We start from the raw sequence: 22,603 nt of genomic DNA, 5'->3' as shown, positions 1-22,603 counted from the left end.
GCCCCGTCGGACCGGTGGCGGGCTTTCCGCAGCCGCTCCTCGGCCGCGGGCACCGGGTGCTGTGGCCCGTGTGGCGGCCATGGTGCCCGGTGCCCGGATCCCCGTCGTGCGGTCCTTCAGGCCGAGGGGGCGGTGTGCCAGTGGGCCTCCGGGTCGTCGAAGGCCCGGTGGTGGTCGCCCGTGGCGATGGGGCGGGTCCGGAGGAACTCCTCGGGCAGGCCGAACGCGTCGACCAGGGTCAGGGCGTGCTCCGCGAGGAGGGCGATGGACTCCTCGATCGCTTCCGGGATCCGGTGGACGGCGCTCGGGGTCAGGTGCCCCTCGGCGAGCAGCGGGCCGCTCCTCGGGTTCAGGTGGTGCAGCGCGAACAGGCGGTGCAGTGCGAGCAGCAGCCGGTGCGCGGTGGGGTCGGCGGCCCTGTGCGCGGCCGTCAGGAGCGCCTCGGCCGCGAGGCGTTCGGCGCGGGCCGTGACGGCGGCGAGCGCCCAGGGGGCGGCGGCGTCCCAGCGGCGGCCCCCTCCGGTGCCGGTGGCGCCGCGCAGGGCGGCCCTCGCGCGGGCCATGTGCTGCCGTTCGGCGGTCAGCATCAGGCTGTTCAGAACGTCCGGGTCGGCCAGCCGCCCGGCATCGGCCGTCCCCGGGACGCCCGTCTCGGCGGGGTCCTCCGCGTCCGGGTCGGCGGCCAGCAGGAGTTCGGCGCCGGCCTTCGCCCACAGCGCGAGGTTGTCGCCCTCGGCGGTGATCGTGCCCTCGATGTCGTGGGCGGCGGTGATGATGCCGTTGGCGGGCAGCAGGCCCTGGGCGCCGCAGCGCTCCCGGCACTCGCCGAGGACGGAACGGGCGCTCCAGGTCGTCCAGCCCTTCGCGACGGCGACCAGCCGTTCGGTCTCGGCCGCGTCCGCCGGGTCGTCCGGGTCGTGGCCGGCGAAGCGGTCCAGGGCCGCGCGGTGGAGGGCGTGCATGGCGTAGGTCGTGGCGAGGGCCACCAGCAGGGGCCCGTGGTGGCTGCGGTGTGCCCAGACGGGGACGCGCTCTCCCCTGCGCCGGCCGCTCACCAGCCGGTGGTGGCTGTAGCGGACGGCGGTGGTGACCCCGACGCGGGCTCCGCCGACCGCGCAGCCGCTCATGCAGAGTTTGCCGATCGTGACGCGCCCGATGCTCGTGAGGAACCGTTTGCGCGGGCTGCCCAGCGCGCTGGTGAAGGTGCCGTCGTCGGACAGGCTGCCGTGATCGCCGCTGAGCAGGGCCTCGAACGGCAGCAGCACCTCGTCGAAGGACGTCATGCAGTGGTCCACCGGGCTGCCGGGGCGCCGGGGCAGCGGGCGCACCGTGACGCCGGGCAGCATGCCGTGCTCGTCCGACAGGGGACCAGGAAGAGGAAGATGCCCCGGTCCCGGCCCGCGACGATCAGCCGGGCCGCGACCACCGCGTCCTTCGGCCCGCCGGCCATGGACGTGTTGGGCATGAACTTCTGCGCGGCGGCCGAAGGCGTGTGCAGGGTGAACGTCCGGGAGTCGGGGTCGTACACCGCGGTGGTCTCCAGGGCCGCGGCGTCGTTGCCGTGGCCGAGTTCGGTGCACAGGAAGGTTCCGATGCGCCGCATCGCCGCGTAGTCGTCCAGTGGCCGCTTCTCGTGCGGGGTGTGGTCGAGCAGGCTGCCGAGGAACAGGTTGTAGTGGATGCCGGTCACCACCGCGAGGGCGCCGTCCAGCGGGGCGGTCCACTCGTGGGCGGCGGCGAGCCGGTACGGGTCGGTGGCGAGCGCGAGGGCGTCGACCGACCCGTTGAGCAGCCGCAGGCGTTCGTAGGAGGCCGCGACGCGCTCGTCGGGGGCCGCCTCCTGGTCGGGGTGGAAGCGGCGGTCGGCCGCCAGGCGGCGGAAGGGTCCGTGCACGTGCTCGTGGTCGTCGCCGAGGAGCAGCCCGGTGAGCTCGGCGACCGTGGCGGCCGCCTCCGGTGAGGTGGTCATGCCCGTTCTAAAGATCGTGCGGGGGCCTGGACACGGCCATGCGACCGGCGTCACACCACATCTCCGTTGCGTGTCACCGCCGTTGCCCCCGCCGGGCGGGTTCACGGCCGTGGCGCGGCCGCCTCGCCGGCCGTGCGGCTGCTCACCACGGGCGACCGCGCGGCGCTCCCGCGGGCCGGGATGGCCAGGGCGACGGCGGCGGCCACGAGGGACACGGCGCAGCCGATCAGCATGCCGGTGCGGAAGCCGCCCTCCGTGGGCACGGCGTGCCCGGCGCCCCGGACGCTCATCTGCGCGAGGACGACACCGACGACCGCCGCCGACACGGAGGTGCCGATGGAGCGCATCAGGGTGTTGAAGCTGTTGGCCGACGCCGTCGCGCTCCTCGGGACGGCGCTCATGATCAGGGCCGGCATGGCCCCGTACGCGAGGCCGACACCGGCGGCGCCGACACACGTGACGGCGAGCAGTCCCCAGACGGAGCCCATGAGGAACAGGGAGGAACCGTACCCCGCGGCGATGACCAGGCTGCCCGCGCACAGGGTCGTACGGGGGCCGCGGGCGGCCGACAGGCGGGCGCCGAGAGGTGAGACGGCCATCATGACGAGACCGGCCGGGGCCATCCACAGGCCCATCGCGAGCATGGACTGGCCGAGGCCGTAGCCGGTCTCCTCGGGCAGCTGGAGGAGCTGCGGGACGATGAGGGACTGGGCGTACATGGCGAAACCGACGACGACGGACGCGGCGTTCGTCAGGAGCACCTGCGGTACGGCGGCGAGGCGGAGGTCGACGAGCGGGGCGGCGGAGCGCAGTTCGGCCCATGCCCAGGCGAGCAGGACGACGACCGCTGCCGTGAACAGGCCGAGGGTGATGCCGCTCCCCCACCCCCAGTCGGCGCCCTTGGAGATCCCGAGCAGCAGGCAGACGAGGCCGGCGCCGAGCCCGGCGGCGCCGATCGCGTCGAAGCGGCCGGGCTCCGCCGGGGCCGGGACGTCCGGCAGGAGCAGCCGGATGAGCACGGCGATCAGGACGCTCAGGGCGGCGGAGCCCCAGAACAGGACGCGCCAGCCGGAGTTCTCGGCGACCGCGGCCGCCAGGGGGAGGCCGAGGGCGCTGCCGATGCCGAGGGACGAACTCATGAGGGCGATGGATCCGCCGAGGCGTTCCGGCGGCAGGATGTCACGCAGGGCGCTCATGCCGAGGGGGACGAGCCCCATGCCCATGCCCTGCAGGCTCCGGCCGGCGATCATCGGCGCGAGGGACGAGGAGAGGGCGCAGACCACCGAGCCGAGTGTCAGGGGGACGCAGCACAGCAGCAGGATGCGGCGCTTCCCGTGGAGGTCGCCCAGGCGGCCGGTGACGCAGGTGGTGACGGCGGCGGCCAGGAGGGTCGCGGTGATGACCCAGGAGGCGTCGGCCGCGGTGGTGTGGAGGATGCGCGGCAGGTCGGCGATCAGCGGTACGACGAGGGTCTGCATGAGCGCGGCGACGATGCCGGCCGCGGCGAGGACGGCGACGATCCCGCCGGAGCGGACGGCGGGCGCTGGACGGTCCACGTGGGGTCTCCCCTCGGTCGGAATGCCCTGCCCGCTCCGGGGCGTGGGCGCGCCCGCGCGTGCCCCGCGCGCGTGCGCGCGCCGGTGACGCGGGCTGGTGCGCTGTGCACGATACGCAACTGTATGTAGTGGAAACAACGCGTGCAGGATGCATACGGGCGTGCGCGGAGCCCGCCGTGCGCCCTTGACGCACGCCCCTCGCGCCCCGGTTACATCACCGGCGGGGCGGTGCTCCCGGCGCGTGTGCGCGTGGGGCGGTCGCCGAACGCGAGGCGTCCGTGCCCCGTGCCGCGCGTGCACGACCTTCCAGTTTCGCGGGGCGCGGCGTGGACAGGGTGAGGAGAACCGTCATGACAGCGCATGATCTGCCGCTCCGGCGCTTCGCGGACCGGGGTGGTGACGTCCCGGGGATCGCGGGCCTCGCGCTGCCCGTCCGCGTCGGTCCCTACTTCTCCACCGACGGGGCGGATCCCGTACCGCTCGGCGCGTACGCCGCCTCCGTCGGGCGCGGGATCACCGGGCGCGGGCGGGAGGCGTGGGCTCGGCTCGGGACGGACCGCGGCACCGAGCTGTGCGCGGCGCCGGACGGGAGCGTGCTGTCCGTACCGCTCGTCGGGGACGGGCCGCCGCGATTCGTCAACTCCTCTCCCCCGGCCTTCGCGCGGTCCTTGGCCGCGCTCCACCGGGCGCTCGGGGACGTCCTCGGCGCGGAGGACGAGGAGCGGGGGCGTGCGGCGATCCGGCGGTTCGCCGGCGAGGTGGGGGAGGCCGATCCCGCGGCGCTCGCCGATCCCGGGCACTGGTGGCCGCTCGTCCTGGACGACATCAGAGACACCGCGGGCCCCGGGGCGCGCGCAGTGTTCGAGATCGCGGATGAGGACGGCGGGAGACGGGTCGTCACGGCGACGGGCGGGCTCGCCGTCCACCCCGAGGAGCGGCTGTGGGGGCGGCTGAACGCGGCCGGGGTGTCCCCCGGCCGCGTGCTCGGCGTGCGCACGGATCTCGGTGCGTGCCACCTTCCGGGGCACTACTGCGCCATGTGGCTCGCCGCGGTCTTCCCCCGCGCCGAGATCACGCACCGCTTCCCCTACGGGCCGTCGGCCGCGTCCCGGGCGGAGGGCATGCGGCTGTTCCGCGAGGCCGCGCGGCAGCCGGCGGGCGGCTGAGGGGACGCGCCGTCAGCAGTAGTAGTTGGAGCCTCCGTCGTTCAGGTGCTCGTCCCAGATCCATCCATTGACGCTCTTGCCGACGGAGTTGACGAAGCGGATGTGGGTCCAGGTGTTCCCGTAGGAGTTGGCGACGAAGCAGTGGTAGTAGGCCAGCTCGTAGTGGAGGTAGCCGACGGCCGGGCAGGCGGAGTAGGGGCCGCTGCGGACCGCCGCCTCGGTCTCCGAGCCGCGCAGTTCCCCCGTCCCCGCGTCCTGGTTGCTCCACGACGGGTGCGTGCAGGCGCTGGCTCCGGCCTCCGCGGCGACGGCCGAGGGGGCCGCGGCCAACGCGGTGGCGGCGAGGACGAGGGGCAGGACGGAAGCGGCCAGGCGGGCGCGGAACGTCATGAACTCTCCGAACGCTGGGGATGCCGTGAAGGTGAACAGTCCGACAGCGTAGGGGCGTTCGGTGCGCGCGGCGCCGCTCCTGCCGTTGCCCGCTGTTGCCCGAGTGGGGAAACGCCGCCCGGTTCCGGTCAGCCGTGCGGGACGACGGCCACCGGGGCCGGCGCGTGGTGGAGCAGGGCGTGCGCGACGGCGCCGAGCCGGGCGGGGCGGGTGGAGCGGCGGCCGACGACCACCAGGGCGGCCCGCCGGGACGCGGCGACGAGGACCTCGCCCGCGCTGCCCGGTTCGACGGACTCGGTGACGCGGACGTCCGCGTGGCGCTCGCGCCGGGCGGCGAGGGCGGCCGTGAGGCCGGTGCGGGCCCGGTCGGCGGTGGACGGGTCGGCGTCGTCGCCGCCCGTGGTGTGGAGCACACGCAGCGGCAGGCCGCGCCCGGCGGCCGAGGTGAAGGCGAAGTCGAGCAGTGCCGGGTCGGGGTCGGAAGCGGCCTTGACGCCGAGGACGATCTCCGCCGCCCGCTCCGGGGCCGCCGTGTCCGCCGCGCGGACGGTGACGACCGGGCAGGCGGCGCGGGCGACCACGTGGGAGCTGATGGAGCCGAGGAGGAACCCGCCGAGCCTGCCGAGACCGCGTGAGCCGACGGCCAGGACCTGCGCGCCGTCGGCGGCGTCGAGCAGCGCGGCCGCGGGGCGCTCACGGACGGCACGGGCCTCGACGCGCACACCGGGGTGGCGGGCCGTCAGCTCGTCGCGGGCACGGTCGACGAGATCCTGCGCTGCGTCCTGCCGCGACGTCTCGGGCAGGACGCCCACCGGGTAGGCGGCCGCCGCGAGCACCCACGCGTTGACCAGGTGCAGCGGCGCCTGCCTGAGGGCCGCCTCCCCCGCCGCCCACTCGGCGGCCGCCATGCTCTCGGGGGAGCCGTCGATCCCCACCGCGACGGGCCGTGTCATCGTCCATCCTCCTCGCTCGGCCCCGGTCGCGGGCCGGCTGCCCGGCGACCGGAGCGGCGAGTGTAGCCCCGGCCGTGCGGCGCGGCCGGACAGGCGCACGGGCGTGTCAGCCACCGGGCGGCCCGGCTCAGCGCGCGCCGCCCACGGGGGCTTCGAGTTCCGCCTCGTCCGCGGCGACGACGGCGCGGCCGAAGCGGCGACGCTGCCGGTTCTCCAGGGCGTGGGCCAGGGCGGTGAGGCCCAGGTTGACGGCCATGAAGAGGAGGGAGGCGACGACGTACGCCTGGAGCACCGAGGCGCCGAAGTACTGGCCGATGATCGTGGCACTGCGCAGCAGCTCGATGTAGCCGCCGAGGACGAAGGCCAGGGCGGTGCCCTTGAGGAGGATGACGAGCTGGCTGACGAGCGCCGGACTCATCGCGCGGAGCGCCTGCGGCAGCACGACGTGGACGAGCGTCGCGGCACGGCTGAAACCGAGGGCGAGCGCGGCCTCGGACTGGCCGCGCGGCAGGGCGAGGACTCCGGCGCGCACGATGTCCGCGATCACCACGCCGTTGAACAGGGTCAGGCCGACGACGAGGAACCAGAAGTCGGAGAGGCGCAGGCCCCAGGAGGGGAGGACGAGGGAGAGGAAGTACAGCAGCAGGAGGAGGGGGACGCTGCGGAACAGCTCCACCACTGTTCTGACGGGCCAGCGCAGGGCGCGGCCGCGTGCCATGAGGGCGAGGCCGAGGAGGACGCCGACGATCATCGACAGGAGCATGCCCATGGCCGCGGCGCGCAGGTTGTTGAGCAGTCCCTCGGCGATGAACCGCCACAGCCGCGCGTCGCCGAAGGGGCGCCATGCGTCGGCGGACAGTTCACCCGCGTCGGCGCACCGGTGGACGGCGTACGCGGCGGCCGCTGCCAGGAGCAGCCAGGTGGCCGCGCCGAGCAGGCGGTTGCGGGCGCGTGCCCGGGGGCCGGGGATGTCGTGCAGTGGATTGCGGCGCGGGGCGGACGGCGCGCGTCCCGCCGCGGCGGGGCGCGGGGCGGTGCGGGCGGGCGTCGTGTCCGTGGCGGGCGCGGTCATCGGCGGAACGCCACCTTTCGTTCCAGGGCGGTGAAGCCGGCGCCGAGGGCGACGCCGAGGAGGACGTAGGCGATGACGGCGCCGCCGAAGACGGTGAACGTCTCCGCCTCCTCGACGGCCACCTTGTTCGCGGTGAAGGTGAACTCGGCGACGCCGATGATGGCGGCCACCGACGTGTTCTTGAGCATCGTGATCATGACCGAGCCGAGGGGCTGTACCACGGTGGCGAACGCCTGCGGGAGCGCGACGGCCGCCAGCACGCGCACCGGCCCGAATCCGAGCGCGCGGGCCGCCTCGATCTCGCCGCGCGGGACGGTGTTGATGCCGGCGCGCAGGGTCTCGGCGACGAACGCGGAGGTGTAGAGGACGAGGACGACGACGGCCGAGGTGAACAGCGAGTAGCTGATGCCGAGGACCGGCAGGCCGAACACGAAGAGGACCATCTGCATGGGCAGCGGGATGTTCCGGAAGACGCCCGTGTAGGCGACGGCGAGGAGGCGTGCCGGCCGGACGGGGCTGAGCTGGAGCGCGGCGACGAGGGTCCCGATCAGGAGGGAGCCGATCGCCGCCAGCAGGACGAGCAGTGCGGTGACGCCGAGGGCCTCGGCGAACTCGGGGGCGTGGGTGCGGAGTACGGTCATCGCGGATGCCTCACAGGACGGGTTCCGGCGGGGTCGGGCTGTCGTGGGTGACCCGGCCGACGGTGTCGGCGTACGCCTGTTCCCACGCGCCGTTCCGGGCGATCTCGGTGAGCAGGCCGTCGAGGTAGTCGTGCATCGCCGCGTCGTCCTTCGTGAAGCCGATCGCGGCCTCCTCGGGCTCCAGGTGGCCGGGCACGACGGCGAGTTCGTCGGGGTTCTGCTGGGCGAGACCGATCAGGATGGACTCGCTGGTGACGACGGCGTCGACCCGGCCGTCCTTGAGCGCCTGGGCGCAGTAGCTGTAGGCGCTGAACTCGGTGAGCCGCGCGCGGGGCGCCACTTCCGGCACCACGTGGGCGGACTGCGAGCCCTGAGCGACGCACACCGGCCGGTCGTTGAGGTCGTCGGCGCCTCGGATGGTCCGGTCGTCCTTCCGGGCGAGGATGGAGATGCCGGTGTCGTAGTACGGGCCGGCGAACGAGACCTGGCGCAGGCGGGCGTCGGTCACCACGTAGCTGGCGACGACCATGTCCACCTTGCCCTGCTGGATGAACGCCTCGCGGTTCGCCGTGACGGTCTCGACGAAGGAGATGTTGTCGCGGCTGCCGGTGAGGTCCTCGGCGACGAGCCGGGCGATCTCGATGTCGAAGCCCTCGGGTTCACCGGTCAGCGGGTTGAGCAGGCCGAACGCGGGCTGGTCGAACTTCACGCCGACGACGAGCGTCCCCCGGTCCTGGATCTCCCGCAGGGAGGTGCCTTCGGGGAACAGGTGGTCGGGGCGTGCTCCCTCGCCGGACGGGTCGCCGGCGGAGCAGCCGGCGGCCCCGGCCAGGAGGAGGACGGCGGCGAGGGCGGCGATGCGGCGCGGACTGCGCATGGTGCGGCTCCCGGTGGGTCAGTTGACGGAGGACAGGAAGTCACGGGCGCGCGCGGTGGCCGGCGCGGTGAAGAACGTCTCCGGGTCGGCGCTCTCGACGACGCGGCCCCCGTCCATGAAGACCACGCGGTCCGCGCAGTCGCGCGCGAAGCCCATCTCGTGGGTGACGACGAGCATGGTCGTGCCCGCGTCCGCGAGTTCCCGCATGACGGCGAGCACCTCGCGGGTCATCTCCGGGTCCAGGGCGGAGGTGGGCTCGTCGAAGAGCAGGACCTTGGGTTCCATGGCGAGGGCACGGGCGATGGCGGCGCGCTGGCTCTGCCCGCCGGAGAGTTCGGCCGGGTAGGAGTCGACGCGGTGGCCGAGGCCGACGCGCTGAAGGAGGCCGCGGGCGCGCCGCTCGGCGTCGGCGCGGCTCAGGCCGAGGATGCGGCGCGGGCCCATCGCGACGTTGGCGAGCACCGTGCGGTGGGCGAAGAGGTTGAACGACTGGAAGACCATGCCGACCTCGGCGCGGAAGCGGTAGAGGTCGCGGCCCTCCAGGGGCTGGGGGCGGCCGTCGACGCGTATCTCGCCCTCGTCGGCGGCCTCCATGCGGTTGACGCACCGGCACAGCGTCGACTTGCCGGAGCCGGACGGGCCGAGGACGACGACGACCTCGCCGCGGTGGACGGTGAGGTCGACGCCGGTCAGGGCGGTGAAGTCGCCGAATCTCTTGCCGACGCCGCGGATCTCGACCAGGCCGTGTCCGTCGCGCGGTTCGGCGGGGGCTGGGGTCTGCGCGGGGCTTGCGGTGCTCATCTTCCGTCCTCCTTGACGGTGTGGCGGCGGGGAGTCGGGGCGGGGACGGCCCGGCCGTGCCGGGCCGTCCGTGCACTGCGGGTGTCGCCGGTGTCGCGGCCGTTACGGGCGGTCCGTGAGGGCGGTGCCGCCGGCGAGGCGGCCGAGGACGGAGCCGGCCGTGAGCCCCGATCCGCCGGGGTAGTTGAACCAGAACAGGCCGCCGACCATCTCGCCCGCCGCGTACAGGCCGGGGACGGGGGTCCCCGAGGTGGTGAGGACACGGGCCTGCCCGTCGACCCGGACGCCGCCGAACGTGAAGGTGATGCCGCAGGTCACGGGGTAGGCGTGGAACGGCGGTGTGTCGATGGTCTGCGCCCAGTTGGACTTCGGCGGCGTGACGCCGACGGTGCGCTTGCCGTCCTTCACGGTCGGGTCGAAGGCGTCGTCGCTGACGGCGGCGTTGTACTCCTTCACGGTGCCGAGGAACCGCGCCGTGTCGACGCCGAGGCCGACCGCCAGTTCCTCCAGGGTGTCGGCCGTCACCCGGGCGACGCCCTCGGAGCGGTACTCCTCGGGGCGCAGCAGCGGCTCCGCCTTGGCGTCGAAGACCTGGACGGCGAGACCGCCGGGCTGCCGGAGGATCTCGGCGCCGTACTTGGCGTAGGTGTAGTTGCGGAAGTCGGCGCCCTCGTCGAGGAAGCGGCGCCCCTCGGCGTTGACGACGATGCCGAACGGGTAGCCGCCGCGGGTGAGCTGGTTGGTGCGTTCCAGGTCGCCGGTGGGGGGCGCGCCGGCGTCCCAGGCGACGGAGTGGCAGCCGCTCCAGTTGCCGTACGGCTGCGCGCCGGCGTCGAGCGCCATGCGGATGCCGTCGCCGGTGTTGTAGGGGGTGCCGCGCACGAGGGCGAGGTCCCAGCCGGGGCCGAGGTAGCCGGCCCGCATCTGCGGGTTGGCCTCGAAGCCGCCGCTGGTGAGGACGGTCGCCCGGGCAGTGATCTCCTCGGTGCCGTCCTCGCCCTCGACCCGTACGCCCCCGACCGCGCCGCCGGGTCCGCCGGTCAGGAGGCCGGTGACGCGGGCGCCGAAGCGGACCGTGACGCCGCCGGCCTCGGCCGCCGCGAGGTGCTGGGCGATCATGCCCTTGCCGCCGCCGAGGACGCCGAGGGCGAGGCCGCCCCAGAAGCGGAACCGGCCGTCCACCTCGTACGCCTGCCGGTGGAACATCAGCTCGAAGCGCAGCCCGGTGCGGTGCAGCCAGGTGATCGTGTCGCGCGACGCGTCCGCGACGAGGCGGGCGAGGGCCGCGTCGGACCGGCCGCGTGAGACGCGGTCCAGGTCGGCGACGAAGTCGTCGGCGGAGTAGGGGTCGAGGTCCACGCGGCCGCGGCGTTCGGGTGGCAGGGGTTCCAGCACGGGTGCGAGGTCGTCGACGCCGCCATGCGCGGTGCGCATGGCGCCCGCGGTGAAGTAGGAGTTGCCGCCGGCCCAGGCGCGGGGCGCCTTCTCCAGCAGCAGCACGCGACCGCCGCCCTGCGCTGCCGCGTGCGCGGCGGAGAAGCCGGCGTTGCCGCCGCCGACGACGATGACGTCCCACGGTTCGGTCATGAGTTCTTGTCTCCCGGACATACCGATCACGTCGTTGTATACCGTTGTATGCAACGGGGACCATTTGTATGCCCGAGGGTGTGCGGCCGCAAGGGGTCGCGCCGAATCTTTTGCGGAGGAACCGGGAAAGCGCTGGTCGGAGGGGGTACGCGGCAGGGGCGCCGGGCGCCTCAGTGCGCCGCGCCGGCCTCCGGGGCGGCGCCGGAGCGGGTGCCGTCGGGCGCGTCCGAGGTGTACATGGCGAGCCGGATGTCCCGCGCCGCCGTCATGTGCTCCGCCGCGATCCGCGCCGCGTCGTCGGCACGCCGCTCGCGCACCGCCTCCAGCAGCGCGCCGGTCTCCGCCAGCACGGCCGTCCACCGCCCCGGGTGGCTGAGCGTGGTCTGCGGGTAGCGCCGCAGGTGGTCCCCGAGCCGCTCCAGGAGGTCGATCAGCGTCGGGCTGTGGCTGGCGTTGCGCAGCCGTTCGTGGAACACCCGGTTGGTACGGGCCTGTTCGGCGTGGTCGTGCGGCGCGACGGCCCGCATGTCCTCGTACGCGCGCGTGAGCAGTCCGATGTCGAGCGGCGTGTGCCGCAGCGCGGCGCCGCGCCCGGCGGCCTCCTCCAGGATGATCCGCACGTCGTAGATGTCGAGGATCTCCTCGGGCCGGTGCAGCCGCACATGCATGCGCCGGCCGATCCGCTCGACCAGGCCGTCCTGCTCCAGGCGGCGCAGCGCCTCCCGGATCGGGGTGCGGGAGACGCCGTACCGCTCGGCGAGCGCCACTTCCCCGAGGTGCGATCCCGGCGGGATCGTGCCGGCCACGATGTCGGCACGCAGGCGGTCGTACGCCGTTCCTGCCACTGGATCTCCTCGCACCGTCCCGGTCACACCGTCCCGCCCGGGCGCCGCCGTGCCCGGCACCGCCGGGCGGGCGGCGGGCGCCCAGGCCAGGAGGCTACCGCGCGGGCCCCGGCCGTGGCGCGGCGCGGGGGCCGGGAAGCGCCTCCCCCGCCGCCCGGCGGGGGAGGCCGGCCGTCACGCCCCGGTGCCGCAGGGGTGCCCGTCGAGCGAGAAGCGCGTGGGCGGCGCCGTGTCGCCCGTGTGCTCCGCCAGGTAGCCGATGGTGACGGATTCGCCCGGCGCGATGGTCGCGTTGTGCGCGGCGTTCGTGGCCGTCACGACATTGGCGCCCTGGGTGGCGGTCGTGTTCCAGTCGGACACGAGGGTCTGGCCCTGCGCCAGCGTGTACTGGAGGGTCCAGCCGCTGACCGGCTCGGTGCCGGTGTTCGTGATGGTCAGGTCGGCGGTGAGGCCGGTGCCCCAGGTCGTGGCGGAGTACGCGACGCGGCACACGGGCTCCGAGCGTTCGAACGCGACCCGGTGCAGGCCGCCCGGCAGGTCGTTGACGACGTAGAACTCGCCCTCGGGCGTGGTCCCGAACGCCGTGACCTGCGTCGGCATCTCCCCGATCTCGGCCGTCTCGTACTGCCCGCCGGCCGTCTCGCGGATCGCCCAGACCGTGGAGGAGCAGTAGTCGGTCGCGATGTAGGTGCCGCCGACGAGGTCCGCGTACGTCTGGCCCCGGTACACCCCGCCGCCGATGACGGCGCAGCCGCCGGTGTAGGGCGAGTAGTACGACACGGGCTCGACGTAGTCCGCGGACGGGTCGCACTGCGTCGCGTCGAACACCTCGGGCCCCTCGTAGCAGGACCAGCCGAGGTTCGCGCCCCCCTGGCCCGCGGCGAGGTGGTCGAACTCCTCCCAGCGGCCCTGGCCGACGTCGGCGATCCACAGCGAGCCGTCGGCGGGGTCGAACGAGAAGCGCCACGGGTTGCGCGCGCCGTGGACCCAGATCTCCTCGCGGGCGCCCTCGACCCCGGCGTACGGGTTGTCCGCCGGCACGCAGTAGGGCAGGTCGCCGCACGCCGCCGTGACGTCGATGCGGAGGATCTTGCCGAGCAGGGTGTCGAGGCGCTGGCCCGTGTCGAACGGGTCGCCCGAGCCGCCGCCGTCGCCGATGCTCCAGTAGAGGTAGCCGTCGGGGCCGAAGGCGAGCTGCCCGCCGTTGTGGTTGGTGTTCTCGGCGTGCGGCTGGCTCAGCAGGACGTCGAGGGTGCCGCCGTCGAGGCCGTACCTGGCGAGGGTGACGGCGCCGTCGGGCAGGGCCGTGTAGGCGAGGTAGACGTCCTGGCTCTCCGCGAAGTCGGGCGCGAGCGCGATGCCGAGGAGACCGCGTTCGTTGCCCGACTCGTCCACGACGCCGGTCAGGTCGATCAGCGGGTCGGCGGCGAGGCCGGTGTCCGGGTGGTAGACGCGGACCCGGCCCGGCTTCTCCGTGATGAACAGCCTGCCGGTGCCGTCGTCCGGCGCCACGAGCGCCGTCGGGCGCCGCAGGCCGAACGCGACCTGGGTGGTGGTCGCCGTGACGTTCTCCAGCGGCACGGTGGCCTCGCGAGGGGCGGCCGGCGGGTCGGCGGAGTCGTCGGCGGACGCGGGCAGGGGGGCGAGGAGGAGCGTGAGCAGTGCGGCGAGCGCGAGCAGCAGGGCGCCGATCGGACGGCGGGGCATGGCGGCTCCAGTGTGGGGTGGCTGAGGCGTGCGGGCAGGGGGCGACACCGGCGGCCCCCGGGGCGTGCGCGGTCAACTCGACCTATGATCGGGGGAGTTGGGGCAGTTGACCAGGTCCCTGCAGCACCTTCGCGGCGGGCGCGGACGCCCCGCGCGCAACGGGCGGCGCGCGCCGGATCCGTGCTTCGTGCCGGGAGTTCCGCGCGAATCGGTGCCGCGCGGCCGGTCCGGCCCGTAGCGTGGTGACGCAGCAGTGCGAGAGCAGCGTGAGAAGCGTCTACGACGGCCCGGGAGGCCCGTGTTGGAGAACTTCTTCACCCCATGGCGGATCTGGCCGGGCGGCGGTCCCCGGCTCCACTTCATCGTTCCCCTCGGCGACGCCCCCGGGTACCGGGGATACGTCCAGGCGCATGCCGCGCTCCTCGCCCGCCATCCGGGGCTCGGGGCCGTGCCCGGCCGGTGGGCGCAGGTGACGCTCCTCGGCATCCCCGGCCCGGCGGACGGGGAGCGGGCCGCGCGGCTGGCGGACGCGGCGCGCGAGGCGCTGCGGGGCGCACGGCCGTTCGTCGTGCAGCTCGGCCCGGTCTGGCCGGGCGCCACGACGATCGGCGCCGCCGTCTACCCGGAGCGGGACATGGCGGATCTCGCGGCGCGGCTGGCCGCGGCGGCCGGCGCCGACAGGGAGCCCGGGGACGAGGGGTTCCGGCCCCGGGCCGTCCTGGCGTACGCCCGCGCCGACTTCGACGCGCCCGACCTCACGGGGGCGCTCGTGGCGCTGCGGCCCGAGCGGGTGGACGTCCTGGTGGACCGGGTGCTGCTCGTCGGGATGCGCCGGGATCCCGTGGCGGGGTCCCACACCTGGGAGACGGTCGCGGAGTTCCGGCTCGGGGCGGCGCCCGCCGCGTCGGCCGCGCGGGTGGCCGAGCTGTACCGGCGGCGCATCCGGCGGGGCCGGCCCGCGGCGGGCGATCCGCTGCCGCCGGGCGCGCGGATCGCCCGTGACCTGCGGGTCTCCCCCGCGACCGCGCGGGCCGCGGTGCGGACGCTGGCCGACGAGGGCTGGGTGCGGCTCTCCCCGGGCCGGGGCGCGCGCGTGGCGCCACGGGCGGAGTGGCCGGGCGTGCCGCGGGCACTGGCCCCGGAGGAGGTCCCCGACGGCACCGATCCCGCGCGGTACGAGGCTGCCTTCCGCAGGGCGCGGGCGTCGGCGGACCCGTTCGTCTGCGTCTTCGCGACGGAGGACGGCTGGCGCGTCGAACTGGACCTGCTGACGGCTCCGGGGAGCCGCCTGCCCACGGAGACGGAGGCCCTCCTCGCGGACCTGCCGCCGGCGCCCGGTGGCGACCGGTGTTCACCGGCCGGGGCCATGCGGTCCGGGCACGTCCTCGTGCCCGGGCTGGCCACGGAGCCCGAGGCCAGGACACTCGCCGCGGCTCTGCACGCCGCGGCGACCGGGGGGCGCGTTCCCGCACCGGCCACGAGCGGGGCCGGCTGACGGCAGCGGAGAAGCGACTGCCGCCTCAGCGGCCGGAGCACTGCGCCCGGGACACGCGCCCGGTCCGGCCACGGGGAGCGGGGCCGGGTTCCGGACGGCAGCCCGCTCCGCGCCCGTGATCGTGCTCGCTGCCGATCCGCCGCGCGGCGTCACTCCGGCGTGGGCGGACGCCGGCCGGGCGCTCGTCCGAGTCCGGCGGCGGCCGCTGGGCCGTTCGGGGCATCCGCTCCGGGCGTCTCAGAGCTGGACGACGATCAGCGCCGTGTCGTCCGGTCCGCCGCCGCTCACGCCGAGACGGTCGAGGAGCGTGTCGGCCAGCTCCGCCGCGCCCAGCCCGCGGTTCTCGCCCAGATGGCGGATGAGGCGTTCGAGCCCGGTGTCGATGTCCTCGTCACGGCGCTCGATGAGCCCGTCCGTGTACATGACGAGCGTGTCCCCCGGCGCGTAGTTCAGGCTCGCCTGGGGCCGGGGGACGTGCTGCGGACGGGCACCGAGTGGCGGGTCCGTGGCGGCGTCCAGCAGTTCGTACGACTCGTCCGCGTGCATCAGGACGGACGGCGGATGACCCGCGCTGCTGTACGTGATGAGGCGGCTGCGCCGGTCGATCAGCAGGTTGACGGCCGTGGTGCCGAGCGCGCCATCCACGAACCTGGCGTACAGCCCGAGCACCTCAAGAGCCTGCGCCGGCCGCTCCAGAGCCCGGGTGGCGGCGCTCAGGGCGCTGCGGAGCATGCCCATGACGGCCGCCGCCTCCAGACCGTGGCCGACCACGTCGCCGACCGCGACGGACATCCGGTCGGGCGGCAGGTCGACGACGTCGTACCAGTCGCCGCACACGTTCAGGGAGCGGGTGGCGGGCAGGTAGCGGACGGCGACGTCCCGGTGGTGCTCCAGGTCGGGCGCGTCGAGCATGGCCCGCTGGAGCGTCACCGCCACCTCCCGCTCGCGGGCGTGGGCGCGGCGCAGCTCCTCGTTCAGCCGCTGCAGCTCCGATGCCCGGGCGAACAGCTCCGCCTCCAGGAACTCGGTGGCCTCCAGGCGCTTCCCCTCGGGGTGCTGCGAGCGGTGGGCCTCCACGAACGGCGTCACGTCCTCGACGCGGTGGATGATCCACCGGACGGAACCGTCGTCGTCGCGCACGGGCGTGTTGACGGGGGACCACCAGCGTTCGACGACCGTGCTCGGACGGGTCGGATCCGGTGCGTCGTAACGCTGCAGGACCATGGTGTCCGGCTCGCCCGTGTCGAGGACGCGCCGCAGGGAGGCGTCGAGTGCCCGCAGTGTGTCGGTCTCCGGGGTGTCCCCCTGCCGGGGGAAGACGTCGAAGATCGGTCTTCCGAGCAGTTCCGGGCGGGTCCGTCCGGTGGCCCGGAGGAAGGCGTCGTTGGCGTCCGCGATGACCAGGCCGGTGTCGAGGACCAGGTAGGGACTCGGCGTGGCGGCGAACAGCGCCGCGTGGTCCACTTCCCGTGTCATCCCGCACTCCCTCGCGGCCGCCTCCGCTTCCGCCTTCAACGTAAGAGAAACGCCGCGTCCGCGCGCGGCGGGACGGGCCGCGGCACCGGGTACCCCCACCTCTGGAATACCCCCCGGGGGTATAGCGTTGAGCCGGTCGACCACCGAGTCCGGCCACGAGGGAGAGGACCGACGATGGAACACACGGGGCACGACGACCGGCACGCACACACGGAGCACGCGCACGGCGGCGCGGCGGCCGGCACCAGCTGGGGCACCGCCGCCCGCGCGACGCTGCACTGCCTCACCGGCTGCGCCATCGGCGAGGTCCTCGGCATGGTCATCGGGACGGCGGCCGGGCTCCACGACGCGAGCACCGTCGTACTGTCCGTCGCACTCGCGTTCGTCTTCGGGTACGCGCTGACCATGCGCGGCGTGCTGCGGGCCGCCGTCCCGTTCCGGCAGGCGCTGCGGATCGCGCTCGCCGCCGACACCGTGTCCATCGCCGTCATGGAACTGGTCGACAACGCCACCATGGCCGGCCTGCCCGGCGCGCTGGACGCGGGGCTCCCGGACCCGCTGTTCTGGGGCTCGCTCGCCTTCTCGCTCGCCCTGGCCTTCCTGGTCGCCACGCCCGTCAACCGGTGGCTGATCGGCCGCGGCAGGGGCCACGCCGTCGTCCACGCCCACCACCACTGACGAGCGGCGGACGGCACGTCAGGCCGCGGCGGCTCCGTGCAGCGCGGTGTAGGCACCGCCGCGCCGCAGGAGTTCGTCGTGCGAGCCGATCTCCTGGATCCGGCCGTTCTCCATCACCACGATGCGGTCGGCGTTGCGGATGGTGGAGAGCCGGTGGGCCACGACGAAGGTCGTGCGGCCGTGCACCAGCCGTCCCAGCGCCTGCTGCACGAGCGCCTCGGAGCGCGTGTCCAGGGCCGAGGTCGCCTCGTCGAGGATGAGGACGCGCGGGTCGCGGATGAGGGCGCGGGCGATGGCGAGCCGCTGCCGCTGGCCGCCCGACAGGCGCGCGCCGCCGTCGCCGATGACGGTGTCGAGGCCCTGCGGCAGCCGCTCGACGAACTCCAGGGCGTTCGCGTCGCGCAGGGCCGCCCGCACGGCCTCCTCGCCGGCGTCCGGCATGCCGTAGGCGACGTTGTCCCGCACGGTGCCCTCGAACAGGATGGACTCCTGCGGCACGACGGACACGAAGTGGCGGTACGTGCGCAGGTCGAGCGTGCTCATGTCGGTGCCGTCCAGCAGCAGGCGGCCCGTGGTCGGGCGGATGAAGCCGATCAGCAGGTTCAGGACCGTCGACTTGCCCGCGCCGGACGCGCCGACGAGGGCGATGGTCTCCCCCGGCCGCACGGCGAGGGAGAAGTCGCGGACGGCCGGCTCCTCGCCCTCCGCGTAGCGGTGGCCGACGCCCTGGAAGTCGACGGCGCCCTCGACGGCGCGCACCACGGCCCGGCCGTCGTTGTCCTCCAGTTCGGGCGCCTGGAGGACCTCGCCGATGGAGCGCACCGACTCGAGTCCCTTGGTGATGACGGGCGTGAGGCTCATGAGGGTCGTCGTGGAGTTGGTCAGGGTGGTGAGGAAGGCGCTCAGCATCACGACGTCGCCGGCCGTGATGGGCCACACCCCCCAGTAGGAGATGAGGGCCGCCACGGTCAGGAAGCAGATCCCGAGGGTGTTCAGGAACACCCAGGCCATCGACGCGAAGCGGCCGTTGAGGAGGTCGAGGCGACGGCCGGAGTCCAGGACGCGGGTCAGGGTCGCGTCCATGCGGCGCAGCGCGTCGTGCTCGAGACCGTGGGCGCGCGTCACGGAGATGAGACGCGTCATCTCCGTGACCCGGGCCGACATGTGCTCCACCTCCTGGCGGAAGATCTCGTTGTGCGTCCGCAGCCGGCTGCGCATCCGGAACACGAGCGTGGCGGCGACCGGGACCACGAGCAGGAAGACGGGGAGGAACTCCGGGGTCCGCACGCCGATGATGATCAGCCCGCCGGTGAGCACGGTCACCGCGCCGAGGCCCGTCTCGGACGTCTGCTGGACCATCTGCTCGACGGTCTCCACGTCGCGGACGACCTTGGTCTGCAGGACGCCCGCGCTCACGCGCCAGTGGTAGCCGATGGACAGGTGCTGCATGCGCGTGCACAGGGCCGAACGCAGCGCGGTGCCCGTGCGGCGGACGCTGCCGTGCATCAGGCGGACCCACACCAGGTGCAGCGGGGTGTTGATCGCGAGGATCACCATGATCAGGCCGGCGCTGGTCCACAGCCGGCCGAGCGGGAGGTGCTGCACGACCGTGTCCACTATGGCCGCGGTGACCATGGGGAGCAGCCAGATCGGGCTGTGCTTGACGGTGAAGACGAGACAGGCCGCCAACAGCCGCCAGCGGTGGGGGCGGAAGAGGTAGGCGAGGGTACGGATCGGATGTTCACCTTGGTAGCGGTGATCGAGGGGGCCTTCCCACGACGCCACGGCTGCGACCTCTTTCGTTGTCCGGGCGGCACGGCGCCGGGCGTGGTGCGCACCGGTGCCGGTCCGTCCCCGCTTCTCCCCACCTGACCGTGTACGGAAACAGCCCGGTATGTTCATCGGACGCCCAACCTCAGCGCACCGCGGGGGAACACGAACGACCGGGACAGCCGTGGACACCAGCAGAACAGACCCCGACGACCGCCGGCCCCGTGAGCACGCGGAACACGTACGCCCCAACGCGTCGGCCCCCGCGCCCCGGCGCGCCGTGTGGCGGCGCTTCGCGATGGACACCCGGCCGCTGCGCCGGCCCGCCTACCGCCGGCTGTGGACGTCGACGATCGTGACAGCCGTCGGCAGCCAACTGACCGCCGTGGCCGTGCCGAAGCAGATCTACGACATCACGGGGTCCTCGGCCTGGGTCGGCTGGGCGAGCCTCGCGGGGCTCGTGCCGCTCGCGGTCTTCGGGCTGTGGGGCGGCGCGATCGCCGACCTGGTGGACCGGCGTCGTCTGCTGCTGGTGAGCGACTGCGGCATCGCCGCCACATCGCTGCTGCTGTGGGCGCAGGCCGCCGCCGGACTCGACTCCGTCGCCCTCCTCATGGTGCTGCTGGCCGTCCAGCAGGCGTTCTTCGGGCTGGAGTCACCGACGAGGAACGCGTCCGTCTCCCGGCTCGTGCCGGGCGACGAGATCGCGGCCGCGGCCGCCCTCGGCTCCACCGTCTCCGGCACCGGCATGCTGGCCGGTCCGTTGCTGGCCGGGGCGCTGATACCGGTCATCGGCCTGCCCACGCTCTACCTGATCGACGTCATCGCGCTGTGCGCCGCGGTGTGGGCGGTGTGGCTGCTGCCCGCTCTGCCGCCTCTGCACACGGCCGCCGCCGACACACGGTCGGCGCTGCGGTCCGCCGGCCGGGAAGTCGTCGCCGGCTTCCGCTACATGGCGGCGCATCGGGTGCTGATGCTGTCGTTCCTCGCGGACATCATCGCGATGGTCCTCGGTATGCCGCGGGCGCTGTTCCCGCAGCTCGCGGCGGAGACGTTCGCGCCGTACGGGGAGGACCTGGCGCTCGGGCTGCTGTACGCCGCCATCCCGGTGGGCGCGGTGCTCGGCGGCCTCGCCTCGGGAACGTACTCCCGTGTGCGGCGGCACGGACTGATGGTGATCGGCAGCATCGTCGCCTGGGGCGTGGCCGTCGTGGGATTCGGGCTGAGCGGGAGCCTGTGGCTCGCGCTGGTGTTCCTCGCCGCCGGGGGTGTGGCGGACATGGTGTCGATGGTGTTCCGCAACGCGATCATGCTGTCGGCCGCGACCGACGCGATGCGCGGCCGGCTCCAGGGCGCGTTCACGGTCGTGGTGGCGGGCGGCCCGCGGGTCGCCGACGCCCTGCACGGCGTCGCGGGCTCGGCCTTCGGACCGCGGACGGCGATCGTCGCGGGCGGGGCGGCCGTGATCGTGTGCATGCTGGCGATGGCGGTGCCGCCGTCGCTGCGCGGCCACCGCGGCTGACCGGCCCACGCGGCGGCACCGGTGCCGCCGTGACCGGCAGGGCCGGTGGGGCGTTGGGCAGTCCGCGACGGCCACCGCCGTGGCGGGCGAAGGGGAGGACCATGACGGACGGGTACCGGATCGGGACGGCGAGCACGGCGGATCTGCGGCTGTTCCGGCAGTGGGCCGCCGCGGAGGGCTGGAACCCGGGGCGGTCGGACCCCCTCGCGTTCCAGGCGGCGGACCCGGGCGGCTTCTTCACCGGCCGGCTCGACGGGGAACCGGTCGCCTCGCTCTCCGGCGTCCGCTACGGCCGTGACCACGCCTTCCTCGGTCTGTACATGGTCAGGCCCGAGCTGCGCGGCCGGGGTCTCGGGCTGCGGCTGTGGCGGGCGGTCATGGAGCACGTGGCCGGGCGGAACACCGGCCTCGACGGGGTGGCCGAGCAGCGGGACAACTACCGCAGGTCCGGCTTCCGCGCGGCCTGGGAGCACATCAGGTACGAGGGCGTGCCGGCCATCGACGGGGCCGCGCCGGGCGTCACCGTGATCGACGGCCGCTCCGTTCCCCTCGCCGATCTCCTCGCCCTCGACCGGCGGTACTTCCCCGCGCCGAGGGACGCCTTCCTGTCCCTGTGGGTCGGCCTGCCGGAGCACGTGTCGCTCGCCGCCGTGACGGACGGCGCGCTGAGCGGGTTCGCGGTGCTGCGGCCGACGGAGACGGGGGCGCGCGTCGGACCGGTGTACGCGGCGTCCGAGGCGGTCGCGCTGGCCCTGATCGGCGGGCTCGCGGCCCGCGTGCCCGGGTCCCCTGTCGCCCTGGACGTCCCGGACGTGAACGCCCCGGCCGTCCGGCTGGCCGAACGCCTTGGCCTGCGCCCGTCGTTCGCCTGCACCCGGATGTACACCGGTCCCGTGCCGGACGTGGACCTGCCCGGCATCTGGGCGGCGACCAGCGTCGAACTGGGGTGACGGCGGGATTGGCCGCACCGTCGGAGGCGCCCTGTCGGTCCCGGTCGACGGGCACGACCTCGCGCTGCTGCGCCATGTCCCCGGCCGTCCGCTCGACGGCGCCGACACCGGGGACGCCGCGCTGCTCGGCACCGTGCTCGGCCGCGTCCACCGGCTGCTGAGCGGGGTCCGCGCGGCTCCGGGCGAGGCGCGCCGGCGGTTCGACCTGCTCGGGCCGGGCGCCGACACCTGCGGTGTCATCGACTGGGGAGCGGCCGGTGAGGGGGCGCTGCTGTATGACGTGGCCACGGCCGTGATGGACACGGACGGCCGGGCGGGTGCGGTCGCCCTGCTCCGGCACTACGTGGCGGAGGGTGCGCTGCCGCAGGATGAGGCGGACCGCGCGCTCGGGCCGCTGCTCGACTTCCGCCACGCCATCGGCCTCGTCTACTACGCCGGGCGCGTCCTGCGCGGCGACATGCGGGGGCTGGGCGACGGGTCGTCGAACGATGAGCGCGTCGAGGCGGCCCGCGCGACTCTCATCCCGCTCTCATGAGCGCGGCGTACCATCTGCGTCGCCGGCGCATCGACGCCGCATTCCGAGACGACGGGACAACAGATCGAGTACGTGAGGTGACGTGATGGCCTCTTCCGCCGAACGAGCCCTGGGCCGGCCGCTGAGCAAGCACAGGACCGATGAACGAGGGCGCCGCCGCCGGGCCGTCCGCGCGCTGGTCACGGGGATCGTCGTGACCGTGGCCGGCGCGGCCGCCGCCCCGGCCGGGCTCCCGCTGCCGGCCTGCGCCGTGCTGGTGGTCCTCGGCCTGCTGCTGGTGTGCCGGGGCGTGGTGCGGGCGCGGGACGCGCGGCGCGCGGGGACGGAGATGTTCACGGTCAGGGAGCGCGGGTTCGCGCACCGGCGGGCCGGATACTCCCGGGTGGTGCCCTGGGAGGACGTGACCGGGGTGGAGGAGGTCCGGTTCGGCCGCCCGCTGACGCGCGCCGCGGGGCGCGACACCGCCCTGCGGATCAGGCTCACGGACGGGACGGCACTGCGGGTCACCGCGTTCACGGAGGACCCGGGCGGCCTCGCCGCCGTGGTGCGGGAGCACACGCCGGCCGGTGCTCCCCCGGTGAAGGACGCGGACGTGGCACCGGCCACGGCCTGA

General features: G+C 74.5%; 21 protein-coding genes. 7 read left to right on the top strand and 14 right to left on the bottom strand.

Annotated features, from left to right (window positions below; translation table 11 throughout):
* Positions 1 to 116: 116 nt before the first annotated feature.
* The 3 genes from EMA09_RS27620 to EMA09_RS27615 all read right to left on the bottom strand — a co-directional run bounded on the left by EMA09_RS27620 (position 117) and on the right by EMA09_RS27615 (position 3,525).
* Positions 117 to 1,346, bottom strand: a complete 1,230-nt coding sequence (locus EMA09_RS27620) for an acyl-CoA dehydrogenase (protein WP_240796601.1) — start codon at positions 1,344 to 1,346, stop codon at positions 117 to 119.
* Positions 1,280 to 1,969: a hypothetical protein gene (locus EMA09_RS29200; protein ID WP_240796600.1), complete on the bottom strand. Its 690-nt coding sequence runs from the start codon at positions 1,967 to 1,969 to the stop codon at positions 1,280 to 1,282. Before EMA09_RS29200 ends, EMA09_RS27620 begins: the two co-directional genes overlap by 67 nt.
* Before the next feature lie 101 nt (positions 1,970 to 2,070).
* A complete protein-coding gene (locus EMA09_RS27615; protein ID WP_129843677.1) occupies positions 2,071 to 3,525 on the bottom strand; it encodes an MFS transporter in 1,455 nt (484 codons plus the stop codon).
* 350 nt (positions 3,526 to 3,875) lie between these two features.
* Between EMA09_RS27615 and EMA09_RS27610 the strand changes: the two genes are divergently transcribed.
* Positions 3,876 to 4,691: a nucleic acid/nucleotide deaminase domain-containing protein gene (locus EMA09_RS27610; RefSeq protein WP_129843676.1), complete on the top strand. Its 816-nt coding sequence runs from the start codon at positions 3,876 to 3,878 to the stop codon at positions 4,689 to 4,691.
* Between the two features lie 12 nt (positions 4,692 to 4,703).
* Here the strand turns inward: EMA09_RS27610 and EMA09_RS27605 are convergent, their stop codons facing one another.
* From EMA09_RS27605 to EMA09_RS27565, 9 genes are all read right to left on the bottom strand, one after another.
* Positions 4,704 to 5,081: an SH3 domain-containing protein gene (locus EMA09_RS27605; protein WP_129843675.1), complete on the bottom strand. Its 378-nt coding sequence runs from the start codon at positions 5,079 to 5,081 to the stop codon at positions 4,704 to 4,706.
* A gap of 128 nt (positions 5,082 to 5,209) precedes the next feature.
* On the bottom strand, positions 5,210 to 6,034 hold the full coding sequence (locus EMA09_RS27600) for a universal stress protein (protein WP_129843674.1): 825 nt from the start codon (positions 6,032 to 6,034) through the stop codon (positions 5,210 to 5,212).
* Between the two features lie 127 nt (positions 6,035 to 6,161).
* Positions 6,162 to 7,106, bottom strand: a complete 945-nt coding sequence (locus EMA09_RS27595) for an amino acid ABC transporter permease (protein WP_129843673.1) — start codon at positions 7,104 to 7,106, stop codon at positions 6,162 to 6,164.
* Positions 7,103 to 7,747 (bottom strand): amino acid ABC transporter permease, encoded by a 645-nt coding sequence (locus tag EMA09_RS27590; protein ID WP_129843672.1) that lies wholly within the window; start codon positions 7,745 to 7,747, stop codon positions 7,103 to 7,105. Before EMA09_RS27590 ends, EMA09_RS27595 begins: the two co-directional genes overlap by 4 nt.
* A 10-nt stretch (positions 7,748 to 7,757) precedes the next feature.
* On the bottom strand, positions 7,758 to 8,624 hold the full coding sequence (locus EMA09_RS27585; RefSeq protein ID WP_129843671.1) for a glutamate ABC transporter substrate-binding protein: 867 nt from the start codon (positions 8,622 to 8,624) through the stop codon (positions 7,758 to 7,760).
* Between the two features lie 18 nt (positions 8,625 to 8,642).
* A complete protein-coding gene (locus EMA09_RS27580; RefSeq protein WP_129843670.1) occupies positions 8,643 to 9,425 on the bottom strand; it encodes an amino acid ABC transporter ATP-binding protein in 783 nt (260 codons plus the stop codon).
* Between the two features lie 102 nt (positions 9,426 to 9,527).
* On the bottom strand, positions 9,528 to 11,012 hold the full coding sequence (tcuA, locus tag EMA09_RS27575) for an FAD-dependent tricarballylate dehydrogenase TcuA (protein ID WP_129843669.1): 1,485 nt from the start codon (positions 11,010 to 11,012) through the stop codon (positions 9,528 to 9,530).
* A gap of 170 nt (positions 11,013 to 11,182) precedes the next feature.
* Positions 11,183 to 11,857, bottom strand: a complete 675-nt coding sequence (locus EMA09_RS27570; RefSeq protein WP_206306018.1) for a GntR family transcriptional regulator — start codon at positions 11,855 to 11,857, stop codon at positions 11,183 to 11,185.
* Between the two features lie 174 nt (positions 11,858 to 12,031).
* Positions 12,032 to 13,564 carry a PQQ-dependent sugar dehydrogenase gene (locus tag EMA09_RS27565; RefSeq protein ID WP_129843668.1) on the bottom strand — a complete coding sequence of 511 codons (1,533 nt, stop codon included), beginning with the start codon at positions 13,562 to 13,564 and terminating at the stop codon, positions 12,032 to 12,034.
* Positions 13,565 to 13,862: 298 nt separating this feature from the next.
* On the opposite strand from EMA09_RS27565, the gene EMA09_RS27560 reads away from it, so the two are divergent.
* On the top strand, positions 13,863 to 15,059 hold the full coding sequence (locus EMA09_RS27560) for a GntR family transcriptional regulator (RefSeq protein WP_129843667.1): 1,197 nt from the start codon (positions 13,863 to 13,865) through the stop codon (positions 15,057 to 15,059).
* Between the two features lie 237 nt (positions 15,060 to 15,296).
* Here EMA09_RS27560 and EMA09_RS27555 read toward each other — a convergent pair whose 3' ends face one another.
* The gene (locus EMA09_RS27555) at positions 15,297 to 16,535 is read right to left on the bottom strand and encodes a SpoIIE family protein phosphatase (protein WP_129843666.1); all 1,239 of its coding nucleotides are present in this window, start codon (positions 16,533 to 16,535) and stop codon (positions 15,297 to 15,299) included.
* 174 nt (positions 16,536 to 16,709) lie between these two features.
* On the opposite strand from EMA09_RS27555, the gene EMA09_RS27550 reads away from it, so the two are divergent.
* Positions 16,710 to 17,213, top strand: a complete 504-nt coding sequence (locus tag EMA09_RS27550) for a DUF4396 domain-containing protein (RefSeq protein ID WP_129843665.1) — start codon at positions 16,710 to 16,712, stop codon at positions 17,211 to 17,213.
* 18 nt (positions 17,214 to 17,231) lie between these two features.
* On the opposite strand, the gene EMA09_RS27545 is transcribed toward EMA09_RS27550, so the two are convergent.
* Positions 17,232 to 18,998, bottom strand: coding sequence for an ABC transporter ATP-binding protein (locus EMA09_RS27545; RefSeq protein WP_129843664.1), 1,767 nt, complete (start codon positions 18,996 to 18,998; stop codon positions 17,232 to 17,234).
* Positions 18,999 to 19,167: 169 nt separating this feature from the next.
* On the opposite strand from EMA09_RS27545, the gene EMA09_RS27540 reads away from it, so the two are divergent.
* From EMA09_RS27540 to EMA09_RS27525, 4 genes are all read left to right on the top strand, one after another.
* The gene (locus EMA09_RS27540) at positions 19,168 to 20,505 is read left to right on the top strand and encodes an MFS transporter (protein WP_240796599.1); all 1,338 of its coding nucleotides are present in this window, start codon (positions 19,168 to 19,170) and stop codon (positions 20,503 to 20,505) included.
* 101 nt (positions 20,506 to 20,606) lie between these two features.
* Entirely contained in the window at positions 20,607 to 21,455 is an 849-nt protein-coding gene (locus tag EMA09_RS27535) for a GNAT family N-acetyltransferase (protein WP_129843662.1), read from the top strand.
* A 133-nt stretch (positions 21,456 to 21,588) separates the two neighbouring features.
* The gene (locus EMA09_RS27530) at positions 21,589 to 21,990 is read left to right on the top strand and encodes a hypothetical protein (RefSeq protein ID WP_129843661.1); all 402 of its coding nucleotides are present in this window, start codon (positions 21,589 to 21,591) and stop codon (positions 21,988 to 21,990) included.
* A gap of 85 nt (positions 21,991 to 22,075) precedes the next feature.
* Entirely contained in the window at positions 22,076 to 22,603 is a 528-nt protein-coding gene (locus tag EMA09_RS27525) for a PH domain-containing protein (protein ID WP_129843660.1), read from the top strand.

The organism is Streptomyces sp. RFCAC02, from assembly GCF_004193175.1.
Classification (GTDB): Bacteria; Actinomycetota; Actinomycetes; order Streptomycetales; family Streptomycetaceae; genus Streptomyces.
This window is presented reverse-complemented; position numbering and strand designations above follow the sequence as displayed.

Bases quoted from the DNA above. Each gene is read 5' to 3' on its own strand.
- EMA09_RS27595 (WP_129843673.1), bottom strand. From the start codon at position 7,106: ATGACCGCGCCCGCCACGGACACGACGCCCGCCCGCACCGCCCCGCGC.
- EMA09_RS27535 (WP_129843662.1), top strand. From the start codon at position 20,607: ATGACGGACGGGTACCGGATCGGGACGGCGAGCACGGCGGATCTGCGG.
- EMA09_RS27580 (WP_129843670.1), bottom strand. From the start codon at position 9,425: ATGAGCACCGCAAGCCCCGCGCAGACCCCAGCCCCCGCCGAACCGCGC.
- EMA09_RS27550 (WP_129843665.1), top strand. From the start codon at position 16,710: ATGGAACACACGGGGCACGACGACCGGCACGCACACACGGAGCACGCG.
- EMA09_RS27620 (WP_240796601.1), bottom strand. From the start codon at position 1,346: ATGCTGCCCGGCGTCACGGTGCGCCCGCTGCCCCGGCGCCCCGGCAGC.
- EMA09_RS27605 (WP_129843675.1), bottom strand. From the start codon at position 5,081: ATGACGTTCCGCGCCCGCCTGGCCGCTTCCGTCCTGCCCCTCGTCCTC.
- EMA09_RS29200 (WP_240796600.1), bottom strand. From the start codon at position 1,969: ATGACCACCTCACCGGAGGCGGCCGCCACGGTCGCCGAGCTCACCGGG.
- EMA09_RS27525 (WP_129843660.1), top strand. From the start codon at position 22,076: ATGGCCTCTTCCGCCGAACGAGCCCTGGGCCGGCCGCTGAGCAAGCAC.
- EMA09_RS27590 (WP_129843672.1), bottom strand. From the start codon at position 7,747: ATGACCGTACTCCGCACCCACGCCCCCGAGTTCGCCGAGGCCCTCGGC.
- EMA09_RS27555 (WP_129843666.1), bottom strand. From the start codon at position 16,535: ATGACACGGGAAGTGGACCACGCGGCGCTGTTCGCCGCCACGCCGAGT.
- tcuA (WP_129843669.1), bottom strand. From the start codon at position 11,012: ATGACCGAACCGTGGGACGTCATCGTCGTCGGCGGCGGCAACGCCGGC.
- EMA09_RS27600 (WP_129843674.1), bottom strand. From the start codon at position 6,034: ATGACACGGCCCGTCGCGGTGGGGATCGACGGCTCCCCCGAGAGCATG.
- EMA09_RS27585 (WP_129843671.1), bottom strand. From the start codon at position 8,624: ATGCGCAGTCCGCGCCGCATCGCCGCCCTCGCCGCCGTCCTCCTCCTG.
- EMA09_RS27610 (WP_129843676.1), top strand. From the start codon at position 3,876: ATGACAGCGCATGATCTGCCGCTCCGGCGCTTCGCGGACCGGGGTGGT.
- EMA09_RS27565 (WP_129843668.1), bottom strand. From the start codon at position 13,564: ATGCCCCGCCGTCCGATCGGCGCCCTGCTGCTCGCGCTCGCCGCACTG.